This is a genomic window from Shinella sp. 20P9.1.1 (genome assembly GCF_057798995.1).
Genome location: NZ_JBYOLC010000001.1, coordinates 273,747 through 296,910 on the forward strand (window position 1 = coordinate 273,747; position 23,164 = coordinate 296,910).

Genomic DNA, 23,164 nt, shown 5'->3' on the forward strand with positions numbered 1-23,164 from the left:
ATGTACGTTGCCGTCAAGGGTGGCGAAGCCGCCATCTCCAACGCCCACCGTCTTCTCGCCGACCGCCGACGCGGCGACCGTTCGCTGCCGGCCATCGGCATCGAGCAGATCGTCGCCCAGCTCGGCCTTGCCGTCGACCGCGTGATGGCGGAAGCCTCGCTCTACGACCGTTCGCTTGCCGCACTTGCCGTCCGGCAGGCGCGCGGCGACATGATCGAGGCGATCTTCATCCTGCGCGCCTACCGCACCACGCTGCCACGCTTCGGCTATTCCAAACCCGTCGAGACGGGCGAGATGCTCGTCGAGCGCCGCGTCTCGGCGACCTACAAGGACCTGCCGGGCGGCCAGCTGCTCGGCCCGACCTTCGACTATACGCACCGCCTGCTCGATCCGTCGCTTCTGACGGACGAAGAGATTGATGCCCCGCTGGAACGCGACGAGGCCGGTGAGCCGGTCATGCGCGTCTCCGACATTCTGGCCGGTGAAGGCCTGGTCGAGGATGACGGCGACATGCCGGATGGCCATGTCGCCGGCGATATCACCCGCGAGCCCTTGGAATTCCCGATGGCCCGCGACCTGCGCCTGCAGGCGCTCGCCCGTGGCGACGAGGGCTTCCTGCTGGCGCTCGGCTATTCCACGCAGCGCGGTTATGCCCGCACCCATCCCTTCGTGGGCGAAGTGCGCATCGGCGAGGTCGAGGTGGAGCTGGACATGCCGGAGCTCGGCTTTGCCGTCTCGCTCGGCCGCATCCAGATCACCGAATGCCAGATGATCGCGCAGTTCAAGGGCTCGGCGAAGAACCCGCCGCAGTTCACCCGCGGCTACGGCCTCGTTTTCGGCCAGAGCGAGCGCAAGGCCATGGCCATGTCGCTGGTCGACCGGGCGCTGCGGGCGGAAGAGTTCGGCGAGGACATCGTAGCGCCGGCGCAGGACGAGGAATTCGTCATCTCCCATTCCGACAATGTGCAGGCGACCGGCTTCGTCGAGCACCTGAAGCTCCCGCACTACGTAGACTTCCAGGCTGAACTCGACCTCGTGCGCCGCATGCGCCGCGAATACGAGGCTGCGCAAAACACCGACACCGATCTTCCGGAGGCCGCAGAATGAGCACGGCAGAACTGGCGACCTATAATTTTGCCTATCTCGACGAACAGACGAAACGCATGATCCGCCGCGCGATCCTGAAAGCGATCGCGATCCCCGGCTATCAGGTGCCCTTTGCCTCGCGCGAAATGCCCATGCCCTATGGCTGGGGCACCGGCGGCGTGCAGGTGACGGCGGCGATCCTCGGACCGCAGGATGTGCTGAAGGTCATCGACCAGGGGGCGGACGATACGACCAATGCCGTCTCCATCCGCGCCTTTTTCCAGAAGGTCGCCAATGTGGCTGTCACGACCAAGACGCGCGAGGCGACGATCATCCAGACGCGTCACCGCATCCCCGAGGAGAAGCTGACGGCCGGCCAGACGCTCGTCTATCAGGTGCCGATCCCGGAGCCGCTGCGCTTCCTCGAACCGCGCGAGACCGAGACGCGCAAGATGCATGCGCTGGAAGAATATGGCCTCATGCATGTCAAGCTCTACGAGGATATCGCCCGCAACGGCCATATCGCCACGACCTATGCCTATCCGGTGAAGGTGGAGGGGCGCTATGTGATGGACCCGTCGCCGACACCGAAATTCGACAATCCGAAGATGCACATGTCCGAGGCGCTCCAGCTCTTCGGCGCCGGCCGCGAGAAGCGCATCTATGCGGTGCCGCCCTATACCGAGGTCGTCAGCCTCGATTTCGAGGACCATCCCTTCGAGATCCAGAGCTTCGACAAACCCTGCGCGTTGTGCGGCGCTGAGAATGTCTATCTCGACGAAGTGGTGCTCGACGACAAGGGCGGGCGAATGTTCGTCTGCTCGGATACCGACCATTGCGAAAACCGCTGCGCCCACGGCCACCGTGGTCATCTCGCCTATAACAAGGAGGCTGCCGAATGACCGACATTCCGCTTCTCAAAGTCCGCGATATCTCGAAATTCTACGGCGCGCGCATCGGCTGCCAGAACGTCTCCTTCGATCTCTGGCCGGGTGAAGTGCTGGCGATCGTCGGCGAATCCGGCTCGGGCAAGACGACGCTGCTCAACTGCCTTGCCACCCGCCTGATGCCGACCTCCGGTGCCGTCGAATACCGCATGCGCGACGGCGACATGCGCGAACTCTCCCGCATGAGCGAGGCGGAACGCCGCTTCCTGATGCGCACCGACTGGGGTTTCGTGCACCAGAACCCGGCCGATGGCCTGCGCATGGCTGTTTCGGCCGGCGCCAATGTCGGTGAACGCCTGATGGCCGTCGGCGACCGGCACTATGGCCAGATCCGCGAGACGGCCGGCGATTGGCTGCGGCGGGTGGAGATCAGCACCGACCGCATCGACGACCAGCCGCGCGCCTTCTCCGGCGGCATGCGCCAGCGCCTGCAGATCGCCCGCAACCTCGTGACCGCGCCGCGCCTGATCTTCATGGACGAGCCGACCGGCGGCCTCGACGTTTCGGTGCAGGCCCGCCTGCTCGATCTGCTGCGCGGCCTCGTCCAGGATCTCGGCCTCTCGGCGATCATCGTCACGCACGATCTTGCCGTCGCGCGCCTCCTGTCGCACCGCATGATGGTGATGAAGGACGGCCTCGTCATCGAGCAGGGCCTGACCGACCGCGTGCTCGACGATCCGCGCGAAGCCTATACCCAGCTCCTCGTTTCCTCGATCCTTCAGGTGTGAAGCATGGTCCCGAAAAGTGGGAACCGGTTTTCGGCCAAGACCATGCGTCAAAAGGAAAAATAATATGCCGACACCCCTCGTTGTTTCCGAAGTCGCGAAGAGTTTCACGATGCATCTTCGCGACGGCATCCGCCTGCCCGTCATGTCCAATGTGAGCTTCTCGGTAAAAGCAGGCGAATGCGTCGTGCTGGGCGGCCCGTCCGGCATCGGCAAGAGCTCGCTGCTCAAGATGGTCTATGGCAACTATGCCGTCGACAGCGGCCAGATCCTGATCGAGCATGGCGGTCGCCTGCTCGATCTCGCGATCGCCGATCCGCGCACCATCCTGTCGGTGCGCCGCGCGACGCTCGGTTATGTCAGCCAGTTTCTGCGCACCGTGCCGCGTGTCGCAGCCGTCGATGTGGTGGCCGAACCGCTCACGGCACGCGGTGTCGCTGCTGCCGAGGCGCAGGAGACGGCAGAAGCGATGCTGGCGCGCCTCAACCTGCCGCGCGAACTCTGGCAACTGCCGCCCGCCACCTTCTCCGGCGGCGAGCAGCAGCGCGTCAACATTGCCCGCGGCTTCATCACCGATCACCGCATCCTGCTGCTCGACGAACCGACAGCCTCGCTCGATGCGAAGAACCGTGCGGTCGTGGTCGGCATGATCGAGGAAAAGAAGGCGGCCGGCGTGGCGCTTCTCGGCATCTTCCACGACGAGGACGTGCGCGAAAAGGTCGCCGACCGCATCGTCGATGTCTCGGCCTTCTCACCGCGAAAGTCTGCCGCATGACCAAATTGTCCGAAACGCCGCTGATCCACCCGACGGCCGTGGTCTCCGACACGGTTCTCGGCCGCTATACGGAAATTGACGAGAACTGCCGCGTCAGCGAAGCCGAGATCGGCGACTATTCCTACATCATGAACGGCGGCTCCGTCTGGTGTGCGACGATCGGCAAGTTCACCAATATCGCGGCGTCCGTGCGTATCAACGCCACGAACCATCCGATGTGGCGTGCGACGCTGCATCACTTCACCTACCGCGCCAACGATTACTGGCCGGATGCGGAGCCTGAGGCCGAATTCTTCTCGTGGCGGCGCGAGCATCGCGTCACCATCGGCCACGATGTGTGGATCGGCCATGGATCGACCATCCTGCCGGGTGTCACGATCGGTAACGGCGCTGTCATAGGCTCCGGTGCCGTCGTCACAAAGGACGTGGAACCCTACACGATCGTTGGCGGCGTCGCGGCCAAGGTGATCCGCGAACGGTTCCCGAGAAACATCGCCGAGCGCATGGAAAAACTCGCCTGGTGGGACTGGGATCATGCCCGGCTGCGCGGCGCTTTGGACGACTTTCGCAAACTTGACGCAGAAGCCTTTCTCGCCCGTCACGATGGGTGAGAAAGGCCGCCCCGGTGCTGGAAAACCAGGCCTGTGGACTGTTATTTTTCCGACATCGAACTGACATCGCCCCTTCATCAACAGCGTTTAGAGCCAGTCCCGAAAACGACAGGACCCGACCCTGGGCCGCAAGTTAAGGAAGAGGGATCCGCCATGTTCCGACTGAAGAATGTCACCCGCCGTTTCGGCACGCGCGTCGCGGTCGACAATGTGACTTTCGACATTCCGCAGGGCCAGATGGTCGGCGTCATCGGCCGCTCGGGCGCCGGCAAGTCCACCATGCTGCGCATGATCAACCGCCTTGCCGATCCGAGCGAAGGCACGATCCATTTCAACGATGTCGAGGTCTCGTCGCTGCGCGGCTCCGCACTGCGCAATTGGCAGCGCGACTGCGCGATGATTTTTCAGCAGTTCAACCTCGTGCCGCGTCTCGACGTGCTGACCAATGTGCTGCTCGGCCGCCTGAACCACCGCTCGACGGTCATGAGCATCTTGAACCTCTTCACCCGCGAGGAGCGTATCATGGCGATCGCGGCGCTGGAACGGCTCGGCATCGAGCAGACGGCGCTGCAGCCGGCCGGCACGCTTTCGGGCGGCCAGCAGCAGCGCGTGGCGATTGCCCGTGCACTGATGCAGAACCCGAAGATGCTGCTCGCCGACGAGCCGATCGCATCGCTCGATCCGCTCAACGCCAAGATCGTGATGGATGCGCTGCGCGACATCAACGAGCGCGACGGCATCACTGTCGTCACCAACCTGCACACGCTCGATACGGCGCGCGCCTATTGCGAGCGCATCATCGGCATGTCCGGCGGCCGCGTCGTCTTCGATGGCCCGGCGCGGGACCTCGATGCCGAGGCCGTGCGCACGATCTACGGCACCGGCGCCGATGGCGCCGAGATCGATGAAAGCCTCACCTCCACGGCGATCCGCAACCCGGCGCGCCAGGACAACATCAAGCAATCCGCCAGCCCGACACCGCTGGCACTGGCTGGTCTCTGACCCGCCGGGATCGAACGGCCCGCGTGAAGGGCCATACACTTCAAGGCACGGCAAAGCCGGCCAAACAGGAGAGAGACCATGCTGAAGAAAGTTCTTCTGGGCGCCGTCGCGCTCATCGCCCTTGCCGGCCACGTACAGGCTGAAGACCTCAAGGAATTCCGCGTCGGCATCATCGGCGGCGAAAACGAAGCCGACCGCCTGCGCAACTACCAGTGCCTCGGCGATCACCTGAAGGCCGAGCTTGGCTTCGAGAAGGTCTCGTTCTTCCCGGCCGCCGACTATGACGGCGTCATCCAGGGCCTGCTTGGCGGTACGCTCGACTATGCCGAACTCGGCGCATCCGGCTTTGCCAAGATCTACCTCGCCAAGGCCGATGCCGTCGAGCCGATCCTGACGACCGTCCAGACCGACGGTTCGACCGGCTACCACTCGATCATGATCGCCCGCAAGGACTCAGGCATCACCAAGCTCGAAGACCTCAAGGGCAAGAAGCTCGGCTTTGCCGACCCCGACTCGACCTCCGGTTACCTCGTCCCGCTCGTCACGCTGCCGGAAGCCATCGGCGGCCCGGTCAAGGAATATTTCGCTGAAACCGGCTTCGGCGGCGGTCACGAAAACCTCGTTCTCGAAGTGCTGAAGGGCACCTTCGATGCCGGCACGACCTTCGGTTCGGGCGTCGGCGAGTGGAAGGACGGCTACACGTCCGGCAACCTGCACAAGATGGTCGAGAAGGGCATTCTCGACATGAACGACATCGTCGAGCTCTGGAAGTCGCCGCTGATCCCGAACGGCCCGATCGTCGTTCGCACGTCGCTCGCCGACGACACCAAGGCGAAGTTCAAGCAGTTCATGCTCGACCTGCCGAAAAAGGACGCGGCCTGCTTCGCTGCCGTCATGGGCGGTGACTTCACCTCGTTCACGGAAGTGAATGTCGACTTCTACAAGCCGATCATCGACGCCCGCAAGGCAACGATCGGCGGCTGATCGCCACGATGCTTCAGGCGCCGGCTGGAAAACCGGCCGGCGTCTTTTCTTGTCGATAACGTTGCCCCACCCACAACGTCATCCTCGGGCTTGACCCGAGGATCCATACATCCGCACCGCATTGCCTGTGGCGTGGATCCTCGGGTCAAGCCCGAGGATGACGGAGGAGGGGGCGGCATTTATCGGCAATCACAAGTACGGAAGATCCCGCGAGGCGGACAGACCATGGCCATGAACACGCTTCACGACGGTTTCAGCGAGAAGGGCGCGCTCATCGAGCAGCACTTTCAAGAGCTGACCGCGCGCCGCCGTCTCTATAGCTGGCTTGGTTTCGCCATCCTCGCGCTCGCGCTGTCTGGTTCGCTGTGGTTTGCCAACGAGACGAATGCGGGAAAATTCTTCGACCGCTTGCCCTATCTCTTCGATTTCGTCGGCGACATGGTGCCGCGCGACGGCTGGGAAGTGTTTCGCGCGCTGTTCGACCTGCCGTCGCCCTATGACGACGGCAGTTTCAAATACAATTATCCCGAGGGGCGGCTCTACATAACCGAGAGCCTCTACGTGCCGGAATATTTCCACAAGATGCTGGAGACGCTGAACATCGCGATCTTCTCCACCGTCATCGGCATGGTCTTCGGTTTCCTGCTCTGTTTCCTCGCCGCCAAGAACCTCGTCGCCAACCGCCTGCTGCGCGGCTTCGTGCGCCGCTTCATGGAAATTCTGCGCGCCTTCCCGGAAGTCGTGCTCGCCGGCTTCTTCCTCGCCATCCTGTCGCTCGGCCCATTGCCGGCCGTCATCGCCGTGTCGATCCACACGGTCGGCGCGCTCGGCAAGCTTTTCTTCGAAGTGGTCGAGAACGCCGACATGAAAGCGGAGGAGGGGCTTCGCGCCGTCGGCGCGAGCTGGGTCGAACGCGTCTGGTTCGGCATCGTGCCGCAGGTCCTGCCAAACTTCATGAGCTATTTCCTGCTGCGCCTCGAGATCAATGTGCGCGCCTCGACGATCATCGGTGCCGTCGGCGGTGGCGGTATCGGCGAGCTGCTGCGGCTTTCGATCGGCCAGAACCACCAGGCCAAGACGCTCGCGATCGTGCTCCTGCTGCTCATCACCATCATCGCCGTCGACCAGTTTTCCGCCTGGCTGCGCCGCAAGCTCGTCGGCGACCAGGCCTTCCGGCTGGCCCAATAGGAGTGCGCCATGACGACCCTCAACCCCGCTGAGATGGATGAGATCGCGGCACGCCACCCGGCCGTCTTCCATCGCTCGTTCTGGCAGCGCTTCCGCGTCGCCATCATTGCCGGCGGCTTCGTGCTCTATGCGCTCTATTGCTGGTGGTTCTTCGCCATCGGCCATGTGCTGGGAACCGCGAACTGGAACATTGCCGGCACCTATCTCGCCGACTGGGTGTCCTACGAGGTGCGCCCGGAAGTGACGATCGCGCCCGATGGCGCGATGAAGCTGACCTATCCGCGCTTTTCGCCGCTCGGGCCGAATGCCGAGCCAGGCTGGGTCGAGATCGAGCGCGGCACGATGAGCCGCACCACGCCGGCTGTGGGTATATCGGTCCCCACGGCCAAGAAATCCGCCTCCATGGGTTTCATGGGCGAGGGCGCCGTTCTCGGTGGTTCGGCTGCGGCCGCAGAAAGCATGGCGACGGCGACGACCCGCGAGGAGGAGGTCGTCAAGCGCGCGAAGATCACACTTAATGCCTCGACAAGCGTCGAGGTCGTGCCGGATCGCGTGACCGTTCAGCATGCCGGCGAAACGCTGGTCGTCGATCTCGACAAGGGCGCCATGAAGGTCGATGGCCCGCTGCCGGCCTGGGCGACGCAGAAGCGGCCGGGCGAAAAGATCACGCTCGCCTTCGGCTTCGCCGGCTGGGGTGAGATCGAGGCCGACGATATATCGATCCGTAAACGCTTCCTCGGCTGGGCGAATTTCCTGTTCGATACGAACTCGCCGTTCCATGGCAAATCGACGGCGGAGGTCTATTCGCTGATCGCCTCGGGCGACCGTATCGACCCGAAACAGTCAAACCTGTCGCTTGCCTGGGACAACATTCTCTACAATGCGGAATGGCAGCATCTCGACGTCTGGACCAAGCTGCTCCAGACCATCGTCATGGCCTTTGTCGGCACGCTCTTCGCGATGCTGCTGGCCTTCCCGCTCGCTTTCATGGCTGCCCGCAACATCACGCGCAACTGGCTTTCCAATCAGCTGACCAAGCGCCTCTTCGACTTCCTGCGCTCGGTCGACATGCTGATCTGGGCGCTGTTCTTCACGCGCGCCTTCGGTCCCGGTCCGCTCGCCGGCATGTCCGCGATCTTCTTCACGGATACCGGAACGCTCGGCAAACTCTATTCCGAGGCGCTGGAGAATATCGACGACAAGCAGCGCGAGGGCGTGAAGTCTGTCGGTGCAGCACCTGTCGCCGTGCAGCGCTATGGCGTGCTGCCGCAGGTCATGCCGCTCTTTGCCTCGCAGGCGCTTTATTTCTGGGAATCGAACACCCGTTCTGCAACGATCATCGGCGCGGTCGGGGCCGGCGGCATCGGCCTGAAGCTCTGGGAGGCGATGCGCACCAATTCGGACTGGGAAAACGTCGCCTATATGGTGTTGCTGATCCTTATCGTCGTCTTCATCTTCGACGGCATTTCCAACGCGTTGCGCTCGCGCCTGATGGGCAAGCCCTCGCACTGATATCGTCCTGGCGGCATGATGCTGCCACACGAATCCTTTCAAGCTCCGGCGTCGCCTCTCGAGGCGAGGTCAAATGACTTTCGGTAGGAATGAGCCCTTGCGTTACGCCCTGTATTTCACCCCGCCCGCCAGCGACCCGTTGACCCTTGCCGCCCAGCGCTGGCTCGGCCGCAATGCCTTTACCGGCGCCCGTCTGGAACAGCCGGCCGTGAACGGTTTTGACGCCGAGGCGCTCGTGGGCCTGACCGCCGATCCGCGCCGCTACGGCTTTCACGCCACGCTGAAGGCGCCGTTTTCGCTGGCCGAGGGTCGCAGCGAGGCCGAGTTGATCGCCGAGATCGGCCGCTTCGTGTCGGAGATCGAGCCCTTCGACATTCCCGAAGTCCTCGTCGGCCGTCTCGGCTCGTTCTTCGCCGTGGTGCCGGGCGATCACTGCGATCCTCTGCAGGCCTTTGCCGGCGAGGTCGTGCGCCGCTTCGAGCGTTTCCGCGCGCCGCTCAGCTCCGCCGATATCGCGCGCCGCAAGCCGGATGAGCTGACCGCGGACGAGCGCCGGAACCTCGTGCAATGGGGCTATCCCTATGTCTTCGACGAGTTCCGCTTCCACATGACGCTGACGGGGCGTGTTCCGGCCGAGCGCTGTGACGCCGTCGAAAGTCTGCTTCTCGATCAATTCGCCGAATTCCATGGTCGACCGCTGCCGATCCACGGCCTGGCGCTCTTCCGGGAACCCTCGCGCAGCGCCGATTTCACCGTCCAGTCGCTCTTCCCGCTGGGTGGGGCCGCCAACAGAAAGACCGCCTGACATGACCCGCGAAACCGTTCTTTCCAATGCCCGCATCGTGCTGGAGGACCAGATTCTCGAAGGCACGCTGGTGCTGCGCGATGGCCTCATCGCCGACATTTCCGAAGGTCCTTCGGCGGCCGGCGAGGACATGGAAGGCGACTTCCTGATCCCGGGCCTTGTGGAACTGCACACCGATCACCTCGAAGCGCATTACTCGCCACGCCCCGGCGTGCGCTGGGGCAAGACGGCGGCGATCCAGTCGCACGACGCGCAGGTGGTGACGTCAGGCATCACCACGGTCTTCGACTGCCTGCGCATGGGCTCGGACGCCGATGGCGGCTTCGAGAAGGGCGAGATGCGCGCCATGGCCGATGCCATCGCCGAGGCGCAGAACGAGGACCGTCTGCGCGCGGAACATCTCATCCACCTGCGCTGCGAGGTTTCGTCAGAAAACGTGCTCGATCATTACGAGGAGTTCGAGGACGATCCGCTGGTGCGTCTCGTCTCGATGATGGATCACGCGCCCGGCCAGCGCCAGTTTCAGACCATGGATCAATACATCGTCTATTATAAAAAGAAGCGCGGTTTGTCAGACGAAGAATTCGAGGATTTTTGCAAGCGCCAGCAGGACCAGTCCGCCCGCTATGCCAAGCCCCACCGCGACGCCATCGCTGCGTCCTGCGCGGCCCGCAACATCTCGGTCGCCAGCCATGACGATGCGACATTGGAGCATGTCGAGGAAGCGATCGGCTACGGCATCCGCCTTGCCGAATTCCCGACCAGCTTCGAGGCCGCCAAGGCCTCGCATGGCGCCGGCATGAGTGTCCTGATGGGGGCGCCGAACATCGTGCGCGGCAAGTCGCATTCCGGCAATATCGCCGCGCGCGATCTCGCCGAGATGGGCGTGCTCGACGTGCTCTCCTCCGACTACGTGCCCTTCAGCCTGATGCATGCGCCCTTCATCCTCGCCGACGAGGGCATGGACCTCTCCAAGTCGATCGCCATGGTCTCGACCACGCCCGCCCGCACCGTCGGCCTCGATGATCGCGGGGCCATCGCCAAGGGGCTGCGCGCCGATATCGTGCGCGTGCGCCGCCCGTCCGGCGTTCCGGTCGTGCGTTCGGTCTGGCGGCAGGGCAAGCGGGTGGCATGAGCGTGACCGGCACCATGGTGGTGGTGGTGGGCCCGAGCGGAGCAGGCAAGGACAGTGTCATGTCCTATGCCTTCAGGCACTTCGCCGACGAGGCGCGGGTGAAATTCGTGCGCCGCGTCATCACACGCCCGGCGGATGCCGGTGGAGAGGCGCATCAGGCGATCGACGTTGACGGGTTTCGCCGCCGCGAGGCCGGGGGCGGCTTTGCCGTCTCATGGGATGCGCACGGACTGTCCTACGGCATTCCGCGCGAAACGCTCGATGAGCTTGCCGATGGCGTGACGCTGGTCGCCAATGGCAGCCGCTCCGCGCTGCCGGCTTTCGCGGCAATCTATCCGCGGCTGAAAGTCGTTGTCGTCACCGCACGCCCGGAAATTCTCGCCGCTCGGCTTGCCGCCCGCGGCCGGGAAAGTGCTGAGGCGATTGCAAAGAGGCTCGATCGCGCGGTGCCGGAAATCGTGGTGGCGGCGGACACCGTCGTCATTGACAACAGCGGCGCGCTTGATGATGCGGGCGAGGCCTTCGTGTCGGTGCTCACGGCAGCGATGGCGCGCGCGGATCAATCGCCTTTCAGCGCCTTGTAGGCGCAAAGCGCCCGTTCGCGCGCCTTGGCGTGGTCGACGAGCGGCTTGGGATAGGTTTTTCCCAGTACCACGTCGGCCTTCTTCAGCACACTTTCGGGCGCGTCGAAGGGTTTGTGGATGAAGGCGGCATCCAGCTTTTCGAGTTCAGGCACGAAGTAGCGCACATAGGTGCCGTCAGGATCGAACTTTTCGCCCTGCAGGATCGGGTTGAAGATGCGGAAGAAGGGGGAGGCATCGGCGCCGGAACCGGCGACCCATTGCCAGTTCGCCGCATTCGACGCCGCATCCGCATCGACGAGCGTATCGCGGAACCATTGTTCGCCGCGCCGCCAATCGATCATCAGGTGCTTGATCAGGAAGGAGGCGGTGATCATACGCACGCGATTGTGCATGAAACCGTGTTTCCAGAGCTGCCGCATGCCGGCATCGACGATGGGATAGCCGGTCGCGCCGCGCGTCCAGGCCTTGAAATCCGTGGTGCTGCCTTCCCACGGAAAGGCGTCGAAACGGTCGTTCCAGTTCTTCTCCGCAAGGGCTGGAAAGTGGAAATGCAGGTGATGGCAGAATTCCCGCCAGACCAGTTCCTTGCGGAAATGGATCACATCGACCGTCGGCGCCTTCAGGCCCCGCGTTGCGTGCCATACCCGCGCGGGCGAGATTTCGCCCATGGCCAGATGCGGCGACAGCAGGGAGGTGGCGTCGATGGAGGGGTGGTCGCGTTTGGCCTGATAGCCGTCGATAGCACCCTCCACGAAGGTTTCGAAGCGCTCCATCGCCGCCTCCTCGCCCGGCGTCCAGACCTCGCCGAACGTGGCCGCCCAGTCCGGCTTGCTGGGCAGCAGGTTCCAGTCATCGAGCGTTTCGGATTTCGGTGCCGGATGAAGAGCGACGAGTTTTTCCGGCGCATCGATCGGCTCATGCGGCTCGCCGTGCCGCTCGAAGGCGCGCCAGAAGGGTGTATAGACGCGGTAGGGCTTCGTCTCGCCTGTCAGCAGGCGGGTCGGGTCGTGCAGCAACTCGCCCGCAAAACTTTTCGCGACCAGACCCCGCCCTTTCAGCGATGCCTTGATGTCCGTATCGATCCTGATGCCGACAGGGTCGTGCCGGCGGTTCCAGTAGACTGTCTCGGCGCCGGTTTCCTCGATCAACGCATCCAGAATTTTACCCGCATCGCCGCTGCGCAGGATCAGCGGCGTTCCTAGCGCCTTGAGCGACTTGCCGAGCGCCGTCAGCGAATGGTGCAGCCACCAGGCCTGCGCGGCACCGAGCGGGCCGGTTCCCTCCGCCGCTTCGCAGATATAGAGCGCCACGAGGGGCTGGCCGCTCTCGGCCGCAGCGAAAAGGGCTGCGTTATCATCCGTGCGCAGGTCACGGCGGAACCAGACGATGACGGGCGGCTTGCTTTTGTCCGACATCGTCTCATTTTCCTTTCGGCAGCGGGCGGGTGAGGATGAAAAGGGCGCTGCAGGACAAAACGAGGCCTACGATCACAGCCAGAAGCACCGGTGGCTGGGTGCGGTAGAAGAAGAAGGCGTAACTCGCGACGATCAGGCTGACGGCGACGATCTTGGTGCGGCCGGAAATCGCACCCTCGCGCTGCCAGTTGGTCAGCGGCGGGCCGAACGTTCTGTGGGTCAGCAGCCATTGTTCGAGACGGGGCGAGGAGCGGGAAAAGCACCAGACCGCGACGAGCAGAAACGGCGTCGTCGGCAGGAGCGGCAGGAACGCACCGACGATGCCGAGCGCCGTCATGAAGAGGCCGGCCATCATGTAGATCGTGCGCACAGGGATCCTCGCCGAAAATCGCATCGCTTGTTCAGATAGAGTGCTTCGCGCCTATCTCCAAGGTGCAAGGTGCCGCGGTTTTGGAACGAAGATGATCGTCGGGCATTCCTGTGGCACCTGGGACTGGAGCACGGTGACGCATGTTGGACGATAGCGAATTTACCGGCGATCACGTATGGTGGATGACCTCGCGCGGGCCCTCGCCGATCGTCGGCACCGCTATACACAATGGTCACTCCGTTCGAGAAAACCTCCTCTCCAGGATGGCGCTCGATGACGAAGGGCGGCTGCGCGAAGAAGATCCCTTCACCGCCGAAACCATCCACGACCTTGCCAACCGTATCGTCTTCCAGCGCTCGCGCTTCGAAATCGATCTCAATCGGGCACGGGATGCCGCGGTCTATCAGCGGCCGGAGCAGGCCTGGGGCCTGAACGTCTGGCGCGAGCCGTTGTCCGACGCGGACCTTGCCGAGAGCCTGGCGCTGCACGATGCCTATTACGGCATGCTGGAAAACTATCTGCGCGGCGTCGAGGCGCAATATGGCGCGTTCGTCGTGCTCGATATCCACAGCTACAACCATCGGCGTGACGGTGCTTCGGGCACACCGACGGCGGCAGCCGACGCGCCTGATATCAATATCGGCACCATCTCCATGGACCGCACCCGCTGGGCGCCCGTCGTCGATGCCTTCATGGATTTCTGCGCCGACTACGATTTCCTCGGCCGCCGACTGGATGTGCGCGAAAACGTCGCCTTTCAGGGGCGCGGCGAGCAGACGCGTTTCATCCATGAACGCTTTCCGTCAAGCGGCTGCGCCATCGCCGTCGAGTTCAAGAAGGTTTTCATGGACGAATGGACCGGCGTGCCGGACTGGCAGGCGATCTCCGCGCTCCGCTCCCTCATCGCCGCCTCGGTGCCGGTGCTTGAAAGCGCATTGCGGGAGGTCACATGACCCCAGCCAGGACGGCTCGCAAGCCGCGTGCGAAAAAGAAGGAAAAGAGCCTTGTCGAGGAGGTGATCGCGGCGCTGGAGGCCGGCAAGCCGGTGCGTCGCGAATTCGAAGGCGGACGTCTGCATATCGACCGGCCGCAGCCCTTCCTCTGCCTTCACGTCGGGAATCCCGAGCGGCATGTCGTGGCGCGCGAGGTGGCGAGCGCCAATGCCTCCTATCTTCTCGCCACCGATATTGATGAAGCCGTCGAACTGATCGCGCCGATCGCCGCCGTATTGCGCAAGACGTTCGGCACATTCCTCCTGATCGATGTCGATGAACTGGAGCGCGACCGGCTGCTTTCCGATGACGCGCCCTTTCTCCAGCCGTTCGAGGTGACCCTGTCGACGACACGCGGCATTGCCGCACACCGCGCGATGAAGGCCTTCGAGAGGGCAGTGAAGGCTTTCGAGGCGCGGTTTCGCACACCGCATGTCGATCTTTGCGAGGCGCAGGAGGATCCCTGCGCCCGGCCGGACCTGCTGAAACTGCGCCTGCCGCTCGTCACCCTGCGTTTTGCACCGATCTATCGCGTCACCGGATCGGACGCGACCTACCCGGACCTGCGCGAACGCCTCGTCGACAACTTACTCGATGCCGGCCTGCGTGCCGTCGCCGCCTTTCTAGAAGCCGACGGTTTTCCCAAACCCGTCACCTACCGCGCTTTCGGCCGCAAGGCTTTCGTCGATGCGGTGGAGCGGGCCGATCGCGGGATGGACGATGTCGCCTCCAGCTTCGATTTTCTGCTGTGCGTGACGCCGATCAATGCGAACGCCGCCTGGCGGGAGTTCAAGGCGAACCGCTACGACAAGCCGCCGCGCTTTCTCTACCGGCCGCTGAGCCTGCTGGTGGAGCGGGAAAAGCGGCGGCTCTATTCCATTTCGCTCGACCGCCTCGAAGACCCGGTCCTGCATCAGATCTACCGCGACAAGCAGCAGGAACTCGACCTGCAGCTGACCCTCATCGGCCACCGGGAGAAGGCGCGGTTCGTCGAATTCGGACGCGCACTCTATGGTCCTGTCGAGCCCTCGCTGCTGAAGGCTGCGCGAGAGGTTCTTGAGGGCACCGAAGAGGCGCGGCGCGTACCGGCGCTCACGCCTGACGACGACGAGGTGGTCGACTGTTTCTTCGTCGAGCATCGTGCCCGCACGATGATGACGGATTATCAGCGGCGCTATGACGGCTTCGACGCGGCGATCGAGTTGCGCGACGACGTGCCGCCCGGCCTCCTCGTTTCCGGGCCAAGGCTGCTTATTTCGCGCCGTACGCGCATGATGCGTCACCGTGTCGATGCGCTGCTGAGCCACGAGGTCGGCGTGCACCTGCTCACCTATTTCAACGGTTCGGCGCAGGGGCTGCGCGTCTTCCGCACCGGCCTTGCCGGCTATGAGGGCATGCAGGAGGGGCTGGCGGTCTTCGCCGAGTTCCTGGCGGGCGGTTTCACGCCGGAGCGGCTGCGGCTGCTCGCCGCCCGTGTCATCGGCTGCGATCTGATGCTGTCGGGGGCGTCCTTCGTCGAGAGCTTCCGGCTTCTGACGGGACGCTACGATTTCGATGCGGAAACTGCTTTCGGCCTGCTGCTCCGCGTCTTTCGCGGCGGCGGGCTGGCCAAGGATGCGATCTATTTGCGCGGTCTGCTGTCGCTTCTCAGCCACCTGAAGGGCGGCGGCGCGCTCGATCCGTTCTGGATGGGCAAGATTTCCGCCGCCGATTTCAGCGTGATGGAGGAACTCGGTGCCCGCGGCCTGCTGAAGGCCCCGGTGCTCAGGCCTCTTTGTCTGGAAACCGAACGCGGGCGCGCAAGGCTGGAGCGCGCCCGTGCCGGCCTCACCCCCCTTGCCATGCTCGAAGCTTGAGGAGAGCAACCATGCGTATCGCCTTTTTCGTCAACTCGATCGAAGACGAGACCCCGACCTTCACCACGACGTCGCTTGCAATGGCCGCACTCTCGCGCGGCCACGACATCTGCTACCTCACACCGGGCGATTTCGTGCTGCGCGCCGATGACAGCCTTTCCGTGCGCGGCCGCGTGCTGCCCGGCAAACGCTACAAGAAAGCCGAAAGTTTCCACGCCGCGCTTCAGGGCGACGAGGCAACGATCGAGACCATGGATGTCTCCGAGGTCGACGTGCTGTTCCTGCGCAACGACCCGTCGCTCGATGCCGATGTTAGGCCTTGGGCGGCGCATGTCGGGGCGATGTTCGGACGGCTTGCCGCCGCGCGTGGCACGCTCGTCGTCAACGACCCGGACGGTCTGTCGCTTGCCCAGAACAAGCTCTATTTCCAGGGGTTTCCGCAGGCCGTGCGGCCGCAGACTTTGATTTCCAAGAGCATCGACGAGATCCGCGGCTTCATCGACCTGCACAAGGAGGGCGTCATCATGAAGCCCTTGCAGGGCTCCGGCGGCAAGAACGTCTTCAAGATCGGTTCGACCGGCGAAGCCAACCTGAACCAGATTTTCGAGGCCGTGAGCGGTGAGGGCTATCTGATTGCCCAGAATTATCTGGCGGCGGCGACCGAGGGCGATATCCGCCTGTTCCTGATGAACGGTCGCCCGCTGGAAAAGGACGGCACCTATGCCGCGATCCGCCGCGTGCCGGCCAAGGGCGAGGTGCGCTCGAACATCCATGCCGCCGGAACGGCGGTGAAGGTTGAGATCACGCCGGACATCCTGGCGATTGCCGAAATGGTGCGGCCGAAACTGGTGGAAGACGGCATGTTTCTCGTCGGCCTCGATATCGTCGGTGACAAGATCCTGGAGATCAACGTCTTCACACCCGGCGGGCTGAGTTCGATGTTCGATCTCTACGGCGTGGATTTCTCCGAAAACGTCATCGTCGCGCTGGAAAACAAGGTCACCCAGCGCGACGCCTATGCGGGCGCGATCGCCAACAGGATATTGGCGACGCTCTGATCAGATCGGCCAGATCATATTAGCTTGCTGTTTGCCGCCTTGACGGATTTCGCTTTCGCGACCGCCTTGGCGGCGGCGGCCGGTTTTTCGGCGCCGGCGGTTTTCTTCTTCGGCTTGGTGGCCTCGGCGTCCTTGCCCTTGGAAATCTGGATCAGCGGTTTTTTCGCCGATTTCGCGGGCGCGGCCTCCGGCACGAGGGCCACCCGTTCGAATTCGTCGCGCTCGCGCACGGCCTGTTCCCAGTGGGTGTTGTCTTCACCATGGGGCCGGCCTGCTTCTTCCCAGATCGAATAGGCCCGTTTGCTGATCCATTCCTTGCGTGCATCCGTCATCGTGTATCCCCGGTTGAGAGTGAACTGACGCCGTGCCGGGATGCTGCGGAATGTGCGGGCAGAAACCGGAACACGGAACTCGCTGGACGGCCCCCTAGCCATGACAATGACCATTGGCAGGTCCAGATATTCGACGCACCTTTCGCTCCCGGCGTAAGCCGTGCCGGAGCAGGTCTGCTACATGCGATTCGCACCGGTAGAATGCGCCGAAAGGCCGATGGCATCAAGGCGCGGCGCCTGCGACACCCTTTCCCGCAAGAGGAATGGTCAAGGAAATCCTTGCGCGAAGTGCGATAAATTGCCGGAATTTCGCAAAAGTTTTCCCTTGCGGGTGGACAGTGCCGATCCCGCCAACGTATTGTCCGGACGAGAGAATATTCTTGGACAACGGCAGCGAGAGGCAGGGCGTTTGACAGCAACACGGCAGCAGCATCGACCGGTTCGTCGGGCTCTTGGCCTCTTTTGCACAGCGTTCACCTGCCTTCTTCTGTTGATAACCACGCTGCCGGCGCCATCTGCTGCAAGCAGCGTCGCAAAAGTGCTTCGTTATGGCACGCAGAAACCGGCGGGATACGCCTCTTCCACGAACGAGCGGGATTGCCGCAAGCGCGGCAGCGTCGCCAAAGTCGCTCCCCCGTCGACTGGGAGCGTCGATTTCGCCTGTCTGCCGGGCGCGTTTGCGCTTCGTTTGAAGGCTGTGGAGAGCATTGCCATTGCCACGGTTTCGCCCGGCGGCGCCGGCAGGAGCAATGTTGAGGCGCGGGGTGCCCGTGCCCCTCCGGCGGTTTTTGCCTGACGGCCGTATCGATCTCTGGCATCGATCGCGCGGCTTTCCGATGGTGCCGGTTCGCGGCATTTTAGAGATGCTCTGACGTTCGAAAGCGATCGATCAAACGATGACAGGTGAAATGATTCTGGTCCTGCTGGTCTGCCTTCCCTTCGCGGGAAGCCTGGCGGCGATCGTTCTGCTGAAGACCGATTCGCGCGTCCTTGCCGCGCGCATGGCAGGCGCCGTGACCCTGGTCGCCCTCGTGCTGACGGCGGTGCTCTATCCCTCGGTGCGCGATGGCGGCAAGGTGCGGCTCGACCTCGAATGGCTGCCGCAGCTCGGGCTGAACGTCACGCTGCGCATGGATGGTTTCGCCTGGCTCTTTGCGATGCTCGTCACCGGCATCGGTTTCCTCGTCGTCCTCTATGCGCGTTACTACATGTCCGAGGAGGACCCTGTTCCGCGTTTCTTCTCGTTCCTGCTCGCCTTCATGGGCTCGATGCTCGGCATCGTGCTGTCGGGCAACATCATCCTTCTCTCGGTGTTCTGGGAACTCACAAGCATCTTTTCGTTCCTGCTGATCAGCTACTGGCACAACAATGCCGCCGCCCGCGACGGCGCGCGCATGGCGCTCACCATCACCGGCATCGGCGGCTTCTGCCTGCTCGCCGGCCTGCTCGTGCTCGGCCATATCGTCGGCAGCTACGATCTCGACGTGGTGCTGGCCTCGGGCGACCTGATCAAGGCGCATCCGCTCTATCTCACCGCGCTCGTGCTGATCCTCATCGGGGCGCTGACCAAGAGCGCGCAGGTGCCGTTCCATTTCTGGCTGCCGAACGCCATGGCGGCGCCCACGCCCGTCTCGGCCTATCTGCATTCCGCGACCATGGTGAAGGCCGGCGTCTTCCTGCTGGTGCGGTTCTGGCCGGCACTGTCGGGCACCTATGAATGGTTCATGCTGGTCGGCATCGCCGGCATCAGCACGCTGATCCTCGGCGCCTATTTCGCGATGTTCCAGCAGGACCTGAAGGGCCTGCTCGCCTATTCGACGATCAGCCATCTCGGCCTCATCACCACGCTGCTCAGCCTGGGCAGCCCGCTCGCGGCGGTTGCGGCGATCTTCCATATGATGAACCACGCCACCTTCAAGGCGTCGCTCTTCATGGCCGCCGGCATCATCGACCACGAGACCGGCACGCGCGACATGCGGCGATTAAGCGGGCTTCTCAAATACCTGCCGATCACGGGAACGCTTGCCATGGTGGCGAGTGCCGCCATGGCCGGCGTGCCGCTGCTCAACGGCTTCATCTCCAAGGAAATGTTCTTCGCCGAAGCGGTGGAAACGCATGCCGATTCCGTGCTCGACCGCATCCTGCCCTATATCGCCACACTGGCCGGGGCCTTCTCCGTCGCCTATTCGCTGCGCTTCATCCATATGGTCTTTTTCGGTCCGCCGCCGACCGACCTGCCGAAACCCAAGCCGCACGAGCCGCCGCACTGGATGCGCTTCCCCATCGAGTTCCTCGTGCTTGCCTGCCTTGTCGTCGGCATCATCCCGAGCCTGTCGATCGGCCCGTTCCTGCATTCCGCCGTCATCTCGGTGCTCGGCGATCGCACGCCGGAATACAGCCTCGCCATCTGGCACGGCATCAACACGCCGCTGATCATGAGCCTGATCGCGCTCGTCGGCGGTGCGGCGCTCTATTTCGTGCTGAAGGACTATCTTGCCAAATGCGACGACGGACCGCCGCTCTTCCGGCATCTCGGCGGCCAGCGCATCTTCGAGCGCGTCCTCGTCACCGTTTCCTGGAAGTGGGCGCGCTGGCTGGAAAGCAATCTCGGTACGCGCCATCTCCAGCCGCAGCTCCGCCTCGTCGCGGCCGCGGGCTTCCTGGCCGGCGCGGTCTCGCTCTATCTTGCAGGCTTTTCGCCGAAACCGCTGGTCTTCAAGGATATCGATCCGACCTTCGCCGCCGTCTGGGCTATCGGCGCGTTCTGTGCGCTGGGTGCCGCCTACCAGGCGAAGTATCACCGGCTTGCGGCCCTCGTCCTGCTCGGCGGTGCCGGCATCACCACCTGCATCACCTTCGTGTGGCTCTCAGCACCCGACCTTGCCATCACGCAGCTCGTCGTCGAGATCGTCACGACGGTTCTCCTGCTGCTAGGCCTGCGCTGGCTGCCGAAGCGCTCGGAGAGGGTCGACAATGCCGTGACGTTTTCCGCGCGCAGCCGCCGTTTCCGCGACTTCCTGCTCGCGATTTCCTGCGGCTTCGGCATGTTCCTGTTCTCCTACGCCATCATGACGCAGCCGGTGCCGGATGCGATTGCCAGCTATTTCCTCGACAAGGCCTATAGCGAGGGCGGTGGGCGCAATGTCGTCAACGTCATCCTCGTCGATTTCCGTGGCTTCGACACGATGGGCGAGATCGCGGTTCTGGCGATCGTGGCGCTGACGGTCTTTGCACTGCTGCGCCGTTTCCGCCCGGCGCCTGATAGTATCGAAAAACCCGAGCAGCAGCGCATCCAGAACGCTTTCGATGCGGAGCGCCCCGAGCGTTCGGCGGGCGATACCGTGCGCGACTACCTGCTCGTGCCCTCTGTCATCATGCAGTGGATGTTCCCTGTTATCGCGACCTTTTCGGTCTATCTCTTCCTGCGCGGCCATGACCTGCCGGGCGGCGGCTTTGCCGCCGGCATCACCATGGCGATCGCCTTCCTGCTGCAATATCTGGCGGGCGGTGTGCGCTGGGCGGAGGATCGCCTGCGCATCCTGCCGCTGCGCTGGATGGGCTTCGGTCTCATCACGGCGGCGGCAACGGGCATGGGCGCATGGCTGCTCGGCTATCCGTTCCTGACCACCCATTCGCAATACATAGAGGTGCCGTTCATCGGCAAGGTGCCGGCCGCCAGCGCGCTGCTCTTCGATCTCGGTGTCTTCTCGCTCGTCGTCGGCGCGACGGTGCTGATCCTCATCGCGCTTGCCCACCAATCCGTACGCATGCATCGGGTCCGCGGTCTCGACGCCCCCAAGGCGGAGGAAAACTGATGGAACTCGTTCTCGCAATCGGTATCGGCATCATGACCGGCTCGGGTGTCTGGCTCATCCTGCGTCCGCGCACCTACCAGGTCATCATCGGCCTGTCGCTGCTTTCTTATGCCGTCAATCTCTTCATTTTCGGCGTCGGCGGCGTGAAATCCAATGCGGCACCGCTGCTTGGTGAAGGCGTCGATGTCTCGACTTTGACGGACCCCGTGCCGCAGGCGCTGGTGTTGACGGCGATCGTCATCGGCTTTGCGACGACGGCGCTGTTCCTCGTCGTGCTGCTCGCCGCCCGCGGGCTGACCGGCACCGACCACGTCGACGGCAGGGAGCAGCCGAAATGAGCGACTGGCAGCAACACCTCATCATCGCGCCGATCGTCATTCCGCTGATCGCGGGGGCGCTTCTCCTGTTCTTCGATGAGCGCCAGCGCGTCGTCAAAGCCATGATCAGCGTCGTCTCCACGCTGGCGCTCGCTGCTGTCGCCATCAATCTCTTCCGGCTGGCGAATGGCGGTGGCGAGGCTTTCGACAGCGTCTATCTCCTCGGCAACTGGCCGGCCCCCTTCGGCATCGTGCTGGTCGTCGACCGGCTTTCGGCGCTGATGCTGGTGCTCGCCGCGATCCTCGCCATTCCGGCGCTGGTCTACGCGCTCGCCCGATGGCATGCCGCCGGCGCGCATTTCCACTCGCTGTTCCAGTTCCTGCTGATGGGGCTCAACGGTGCTTTCCTGACGGGCGACCTCTTCAATCTCTTCGTCTTCTTCGAGGTGATGCTCGCCGCCTCCTATGGACTTCTGATGCACGGTTCCGGCCCGATGCGCGTCAAGGCGGGCCTACACTATATCGCCGTCAATCTTGCCGCGGCGCTCTGCTTCCTGATCGGCGTCAGCGCGATCTACGGGTCGGCCGGTACGCTCAACATGGCCGACCTTGCGCTGCGTATCGGCGAGATCGAGGGCGAGCGGCGCATGCTTTTGGAGGCCGGTGCGGCCATTCTCGGTGTCGTCTTCCTCATCAAGGCCGGTATGTGGCCGCTGAACTTCTGGCTGCCCGGGGCCTATAGCGCGGCTGTCGCCCCGGTCGCCGGCATCTTCGCCATCATGAGCAAGGTCGGCATCTACGTGATCCTGCGCCTCTCGCTGCTCGTCTTCGGTCAGGGTGAATCCGCCGGCCTCGGCCTCAATGTGCTGCTCTATGGCGGCATGGCGACCATCGCCTTCGGCACGATCGGCGTGCTCGCCTCCCAGGCGCTTGGCCGTTTGGCGAGTTACTCGGTGCTCGTCTCCTCCGGCACGCTTCTGGCGGTCCTCGGGCTCAGCAATGGCGAGGTCACGGCGGGTGCGCTGTTCTACATGGTCAGCTCCACGCTGACGATCGGCGCCTTCTTCATGCTGATCGAGCTCGTCGAGCGCGGCCAGGATGCCGGCGCCTCGGTTCTCGCGGTCACCATGGAAGCCTATGGCGATGCGGACGAGGAGGAGCAGGAGGTCGAGATCGGCGTGACCATGCCGGGAACGATCGCCGTGCTCGGCACCTGCTTTGCCGCCTGCGGCATCCTCCTGTCCGGCCTGCCGCCGCTCTCCGGCTTCGTTGCGAAATTCGCCATGCTGACGGGCATGATCGGCATGGGCGTCAGCGCGGACCAGCCGGTTCCGGCCTCCGTCTGGTGGATTGTCGGCCTGCTCATCCTCTCGGGCCTTGCCGCGCTGATCTCGATGACCCGTGCCGGCATCCGCACCTTCTGGGCCTCGATGGAAGGAACGGTGCCGCGGGTGCTCGTCATGGAAATGGCGCCGGTCATGCTGCTGATCGCGCTGACCCTGACGCTCACCATCAAGGCCGGCCCGGCGATGCATTACATGGAAGAAACCGTACGCAATCTTCAGCAGCCCGGCACCTATATCAATGCGGTGATCAATGCGCGTCGCGCCGGTGTCGCCGAAGCAAGCGGGCCGGATGGCGGGGGAGGGATCTGA

Annotated in this window: 22 protein-coding genes; 19 read left to right on the plus strand and 3 right to left on the minus strand. The window is 63.7% G+C overall.

Features of this window, described 5'->3' with window-relative positions; translation table 11 throughout:
- The 12 genes from AC27VQ_RS01245 to phnN all read left to right on the plus strand — a co-directional run bounded on the left by AC27VQ_RS01245 (position 1) and on the right by phnN (position 11,354).
- Positions 1–1,107, plus strand: a complete 1,107-nt coding sequence (locus AC27VQ_RS01245) for a carbon-phosphorus lyase complex subunit (RefSeq protein WP_488714870.1) — start codon at positions 1–3, stop codon at positions 1,105–1,107.
- A complete protein-coding gene (locus AC27VQ_RS01250) occupies positions 1,104–1,988 on the plus strand; it encodes an alpha-D-ribose 1-methylphosphonate 5-phosphate C-P-lyase PhnJ (RefSeq protein ID WP_488714871.1) in 885 nt (294 codons plus the stop codon). The genes AC27VQ_RS01245 and AC27VQ_RS01250 overlap by 4 nt, the downstream gene beginning before the upstream one ends.
- Positions 1,985–2,761: a phosphonate C-P lyase system protein PhnK gene (gene phnK, locus AC27VQ_RS01255; RefSeq protein ID WP_488714872.1), complete on the plus strand. Its 777-nt coding sequence runs from the start codon at positions 1,985–1,987 to the stop codon at positions 2,759–2,761. The genes AC27VQ_RS01250 and phnK overlap by 4 nt, the downstream gene beginning before the upstream one ends.
- A gap of 64 nt (positions 2,762–2,825) precedes the next feature.
- Positions 2,826–3,533 carry a phosphonate C-P lyase system protein PhnL gene (gene phnL, locus AC27VQ_RS01260; protein ID WP_488714873.1) on the plus strand — a complete coding sequence of 236 codons (708 nt, stop codon included), beginning with the start codon at positions 2,826–2,828 and terminating at the stop codon, positions 3,531–3,533.
- Complete coding sequence (locus AC27VQ_RS01265; RefSeq protein WP_488714874.1) at positions 3,530–4,144, plus strand: DapH/DapD/GlmU-related protein; 615 nt, start codon at positions 3,530–3,532, stop codon at positions 4,142–4,144. Before phnL ends, AC27VQ_RS01265 begins: the two co-directional genes overlap by 4 nt.
- Positions 4,145–4,297: 153 nt before the next feature.
- Positions 4,298–5,146 (plus strand): phosphonate ABC transporter ATP-binding protein, encoded by an 849-nt coding sequence (gene phnC / locus AC27VQ_RS01270; RefSeq protein WP_488714875.1) that lies wholly within the window; start codon positions 4,298–4,300, stop codon positions 5,144–5,146.
- A 78-nt stretch (positions 5,147–5,224) separates the two neighbouring features.
- Positions 5,225–6,130, plus strand: coding sequence for a phosphonate ABC transporter substrate-binding protein (gene phnD, locus AC27VQ_RS01275; RefSeq protein ID WP_488714876.1), 906 nt, complete (start codon positions 5,225–5,227; stop codon positions 6,128–6,130).
- A gap of 231 nt (positions 6,131–6,361) precedes the next feature.
- Complete coding sequence (gene phnE / locus AC27VQ_RS01280) at positions 6,362–7,318, plus strand: phosphonate ABC transporter, permease protein PhnE (protein WP_421592304.1); 957 nt, start codon at positions 6,362–6,364, stop codon at positions 7,316–7,318.
- 9 nt (positions 7,319–7,327) lie between these two features.
- Positions 7,328–8,830, plus strand: coding sequence for a phosphonate ABC transporter, permease protein PhnE (phnE, locus tag AC27VQ_RS01285; protein ID WP_488714877.1), 1,503 nt, complete (start codon positions 7,328–7,330; stop codon positions 8,828–8,830).
- Positions 8,831–8,927: 97 nt separating this feature from the next.
- Complete coding sequence (locus tag AC27VQ_RS01290; RefSeq protein ID WP_488714878.1) at positions 8,928–9,635, plus strand: DUF1045 domain-containing protein; 708 nt, start codon at positions 8,928–8,930, stop codon at positions 9,633–9,635.
- A gap of 1 nt (position 9,636) precedes the next feature.
- The gene (locus tag AC27VQ_RS01295; protein ID WP_488714879.1) at positions 9,637–10,770 is read left to right on the plus strand and encodes an alpha-D-ribose 1-methylphosphonate 5-triphosphate diphosphatase; all 1,134 of its coding nucleotides are present in this window, start codon (positions 9,637–9,639) and stop codon (positions 10,768–10,770) included.
- On the plus strand, positions 10,767–11,354 hold the full coding sequence (gene phnN, locus AC27VQ_RS01300; protein ID WP_488714880.1) for a phosphonate metabolism protein/1,5-bisphosphokinase (PRPP-forming) PhnN: 588 nt from the start codon (positions 10,767–10,769) through the stop codon (positions 11,352–11,354). Before AC27VQ_RS01295 ends, phnN begins: the two co-directional genes overlap by 4 nt.
- Here phnN and AC27VQ_RS01305 read toward each other — a convergent pair.
- Positions 11,330–12,769 carry a cryptochrome/photolyase family protein gene (locus AC27VQ_RS01305; RefSeq protein ID WP_488714881.1) on the minus strand — a complete coding sequence of 480 codons (1,440 nt, stop codon included), beginning with the start codon at positions 12,767–12,769 and terminating at the stop codon, positions 11,330–11,332. The two genes, phnN and AC27VQ_RS01305, sit on opposite strands and share 25 nt — an antisense overlap.
- Before the next feature lie 4 nt (positions 12,770–12,773).
- Positions 12,774–13,106, minus strand: a complete 333-nt coding sequence (locus AC27VQ_RS01310) for a YbaN family protein (RefSeq protein WP_488715235.1) — start codon at positions 13,104–13,106, stop codon at positions 12,774–12,776.
- A 173-nt stretch (positions 13,107–13,279) separates the two neighbouring features.
- Here AC27VQ_RS01310 and AC27VQ_RS01315 point away from each other — a divergent pair, with 173 nt between their 5' ends.
- Genes AC27VQ_RS01315 through AC27VQ_RS01325 form a run of 3 tightly spaced genes read left to right on the plus strand, consistent with a single transcriptional unit; the run spans position 13,280 to position 17,045 of the window.
- Positions 13,280–14,092 (plus strand): N-formylglutamate amidohydrolase, encoded by an 813-nt coding sequence (locus AC27VQ_RS01315; protein WP_488714882.1) that lies wholly within the window; start codon positions 13,280–13,282, stop codon positions 14,090–14,092.
- Positions 14,089–15,987, plus strand: coding sequence for a flavohemoglobin expression-modulating QEGLA motif protein (locus AC27VQ_RS01320; protein ID WP_488714883.1), 1,899 nt, complete (start codon positions 14,089–14,091; stop codon positions 15,985–15,987). Before AC27VQ_RS01315 ends, AC27VQ_RS01320 begins: the two co-directional genes overlap by 4 nt.
- A gap of 11 nt (positions 15,988–15,998) precedes the next feature.
- Positions 15,999–17,045, plus strand: a complete 1,047-nt coding sequence (locus AC27VQ_RS01325; protein WP_488714884.1) for a glutathione synthase — start codon at positions 15,999–16,001, stop codon at positions 17,043–17,045.
- Positions 17,046–17,059: 14 nt separating this feature from the next.
- Here AC27VQ_RS01325 and AC27VQ_RS01330 read toward each other — a convergent pair whose 3' ends face one another.
- Positions 17,060–17,377: a DUF2934 domain-containing protein gene (locus tag AC27VQ_RS01330; protein WP_488714885.1), complete on the minus strand. Its 318-nt coding sequence runs from the start codon at positions 17,375–17,377 to the stop codon at positions 17,060–17,062.
- 217 nt (positions 17,378–17,594) lie between these two features.
- On the opposite strand from AC27VQ_RS01330, the gene AC27VQ_RS01335 reads away from it, so the two are divergent.
- From AC27VQ_RS01335 to AC27VQ_RS01350, 4 genes are all read left to right on the plus strand, one after another.
- The gene (locus AC27VQ_RS01335; protein ID WP_488714886.1) at positions 17,595–18,173 is read left to right on the plus strand and encodes a hypothetical protein; all 579 of its coding nucleotides are present in this window, start codon (positions 17,595–17,597) and stop codon (positions 18,171–18,173) included.
- A gap of 100 nt (positions 18,174–18,273) precedes the next feature.
- The gene (locus tag AC27VQ_RS01340) at positions 18,274–21,192 is read left to right on the plus strand and encodes a monovalent cation/H+ antiporter subunit A (protein ID WP_488714887.1); all 2,919 of its coding nucleotides are present in this window, start codon (positions 18,274–18,276) and stop codon (positions 21,190–21,192) included.
- Entirely contained in the window at positions 21,192–21,530 is a 339-nt protein-coding gene (locus tag AC27VQ_RS01345) for a Na+/H+ antiporter subunit C (protein ID WP_117370310.1), read from the plus strand. Before AC27VQ_RS01340 ends, AC27VQ_RS01345 begins: the two co-directional genes overlap by 1 nt.
- Positions 21,527–23,164 (plus strand): monovalent cation/H+ antiporter subunit D, encoded by a 1,638-nt coding sequence (locus AC27VQ_RS01350; protein WP_488714888.1) that lies wholly within the window; start codon positions 21,527–21,529, stop codon positions 23,162–23,164. The genes AC27VQ_RS01345 and AC27VQ_RS01350 overlap by 4 nt, the downstream gene beginning before the upstream one ends.

What these genes read in the sequence shown, in the direction of transcription:
- phnD (WP_488714876.1), top strand. Translation starts at nt 5,225, where the DNA reads ATGCTGAAGAAAGTTCTTCTGGGCGCCGTCGCGCTCATCGCCCTTGCC.
- AC27VQ_RS01345 (WP_117370310.1), top strand. Translation starts at nt 21,192, where the DNA reads ATGGAACTCGTTCTCGCAATCGGTATCGGCATCATGACCGGCTCGGGT.
- AC27VQ_RS01320 (WP_488714883.1), top strand. Translation starts at nt 14,089, where the DNA reads ATGACCCCAGCCAGGACGGCTCGCAAGCCGCGTGCGAAAAAGAAGGAA.
- AC27VQ_RS01340 (WP_488714887.1), top strand. Translation starts at nt 18,274, where the DNA reads ATGACAGGTGAAATGATTCTGGTCCTGCTGGTCTGCCTTCCCTTCGCG.
- AC27VQ_RS01325 (WP_488714884.1), top strand. Translation starts at nt 15,999, where the DNA reads ATGCGTATCGCCTTTTTCGTCAACTCGATCGAAGACGAGACCCCGACC.
- phnE (WP_421592304.1), top strand. Translation starts at nt 6,362, where the DNA reads ATGAACACGCTTCACGACGGTTTCAGCGAGAAGGGCGCGCTCATCGAG.
- AC27VQ_RS01265 (WP_488714874.1), top strand. Translation starts at nt 3,530, where the DNA reads ATGACCAAATTGTCCGAAACGCCGCTGATCCACCCGACGGCCGTGGTC.
- phnE (WP_488714877.1), top strand. Translation starts at nt 7,328, where the DNA reads ATGACGACCCTCAACCCCGCTGAGATGGATGAGATCGCGGCACGCCAC.
- AC27VQ_RS01310 (WP_488715235.1), bottom strand. Translation starts at nt 13,106, where the DNA reads ATGACGGCGCTCGGCATCGTCGGTGCGTTCCTGCCGCTCCTGCCGACG.
- AC27VQ_RS01315 (WP_488714882.1), top strand. Translation starts at nt 13,280, where the DNA reads ATGTTGGACGATAGCGAATTTACCGGCGATCACGTATGGTGGATGACC.
- AC27VQ_RS01245 (WP_488714870.1), top strand. Translation starts at nt 1, where the DNA reads ATGTACGTTGCCGTCAAGGGTGGCGAAGCCGCCATCTCCAACGCCCAC.
- AC27VQ_RS01250 (WP_488714871.1), top strand. Translation starts at nt 1,104, where the DNA reads ATGAGCACGGCAGAACTGGCGACCTATAATTTTGCCTATCTCGACGAA.
- AC27VQ_RS01330 (WP_488714885.1), bottom strand. Translation starts at nt 17,377, where the DNA reads ATGACGGATGCACGCAAGGAATGGATCAGCAAACGGGCCTATTCGATC.
- AC27VQ_RS01305 (WP_488714881.1), bottom strand. Translation starts at nt 12,769, where the DNA reads ATGTCGGACAAAAGCAAGCCGCCCGTCATCGTCTGGTTCCGCCGTGAC.
- phnN (WP_488714880.1), top strand. Translation starts at nt 10,767, where the DNA reads ATGAGCGTGACCGGCACCATGGTGGTGGTGGTGGGCCCGAGCGGAGCA.
- phnK (WP_488714872.1), top strand. Translation starts at nt 1,985, where the DNA reads ATGACCGACATTCCGCTTCTCAAAGTCCGCGATATCTCGAAATTCTAC.
- AC27VQ_RS01335 (WP_488714886.1), top strand. Translation starts at nt 17,595, where the DNA reads ATGGCATCAAGGCGCGGCGCCTGCGACACCCTTTCCCGCAAGAGGAAT.
- AC27VQ_RS01350 (WP_488714888.1), top strand. Translation starts at nt 21,527, where the DNA reads ATGAGCGACTGGCAGCAACACCTCATCATCGCGCCGATCGTCATTCCG.
- AC27VQ_RS01295 (WP_488714879.1), top strand. Translation starts at nt 9,637, where the DNA reads ATGACCCGCGAAACCGTTCTTTCCAATGCCCGCATCGTGCTGGAGGAC.
- phnL (WP_488714873.1), top strand. Translation starts at nt 2,826, where the DNA reads ATGCCGACACCCCTCGTTGTTTCCGAAGTCGCGAAGAGTTTCACGATG.
- phnC (WP_488714875.1), top strand. Translation starts at nt 4,298, where the DNA reads ATGTTCCGACTGAAGAATGTCACCCGCCGTTTCGGCACGCGCGTCGCG.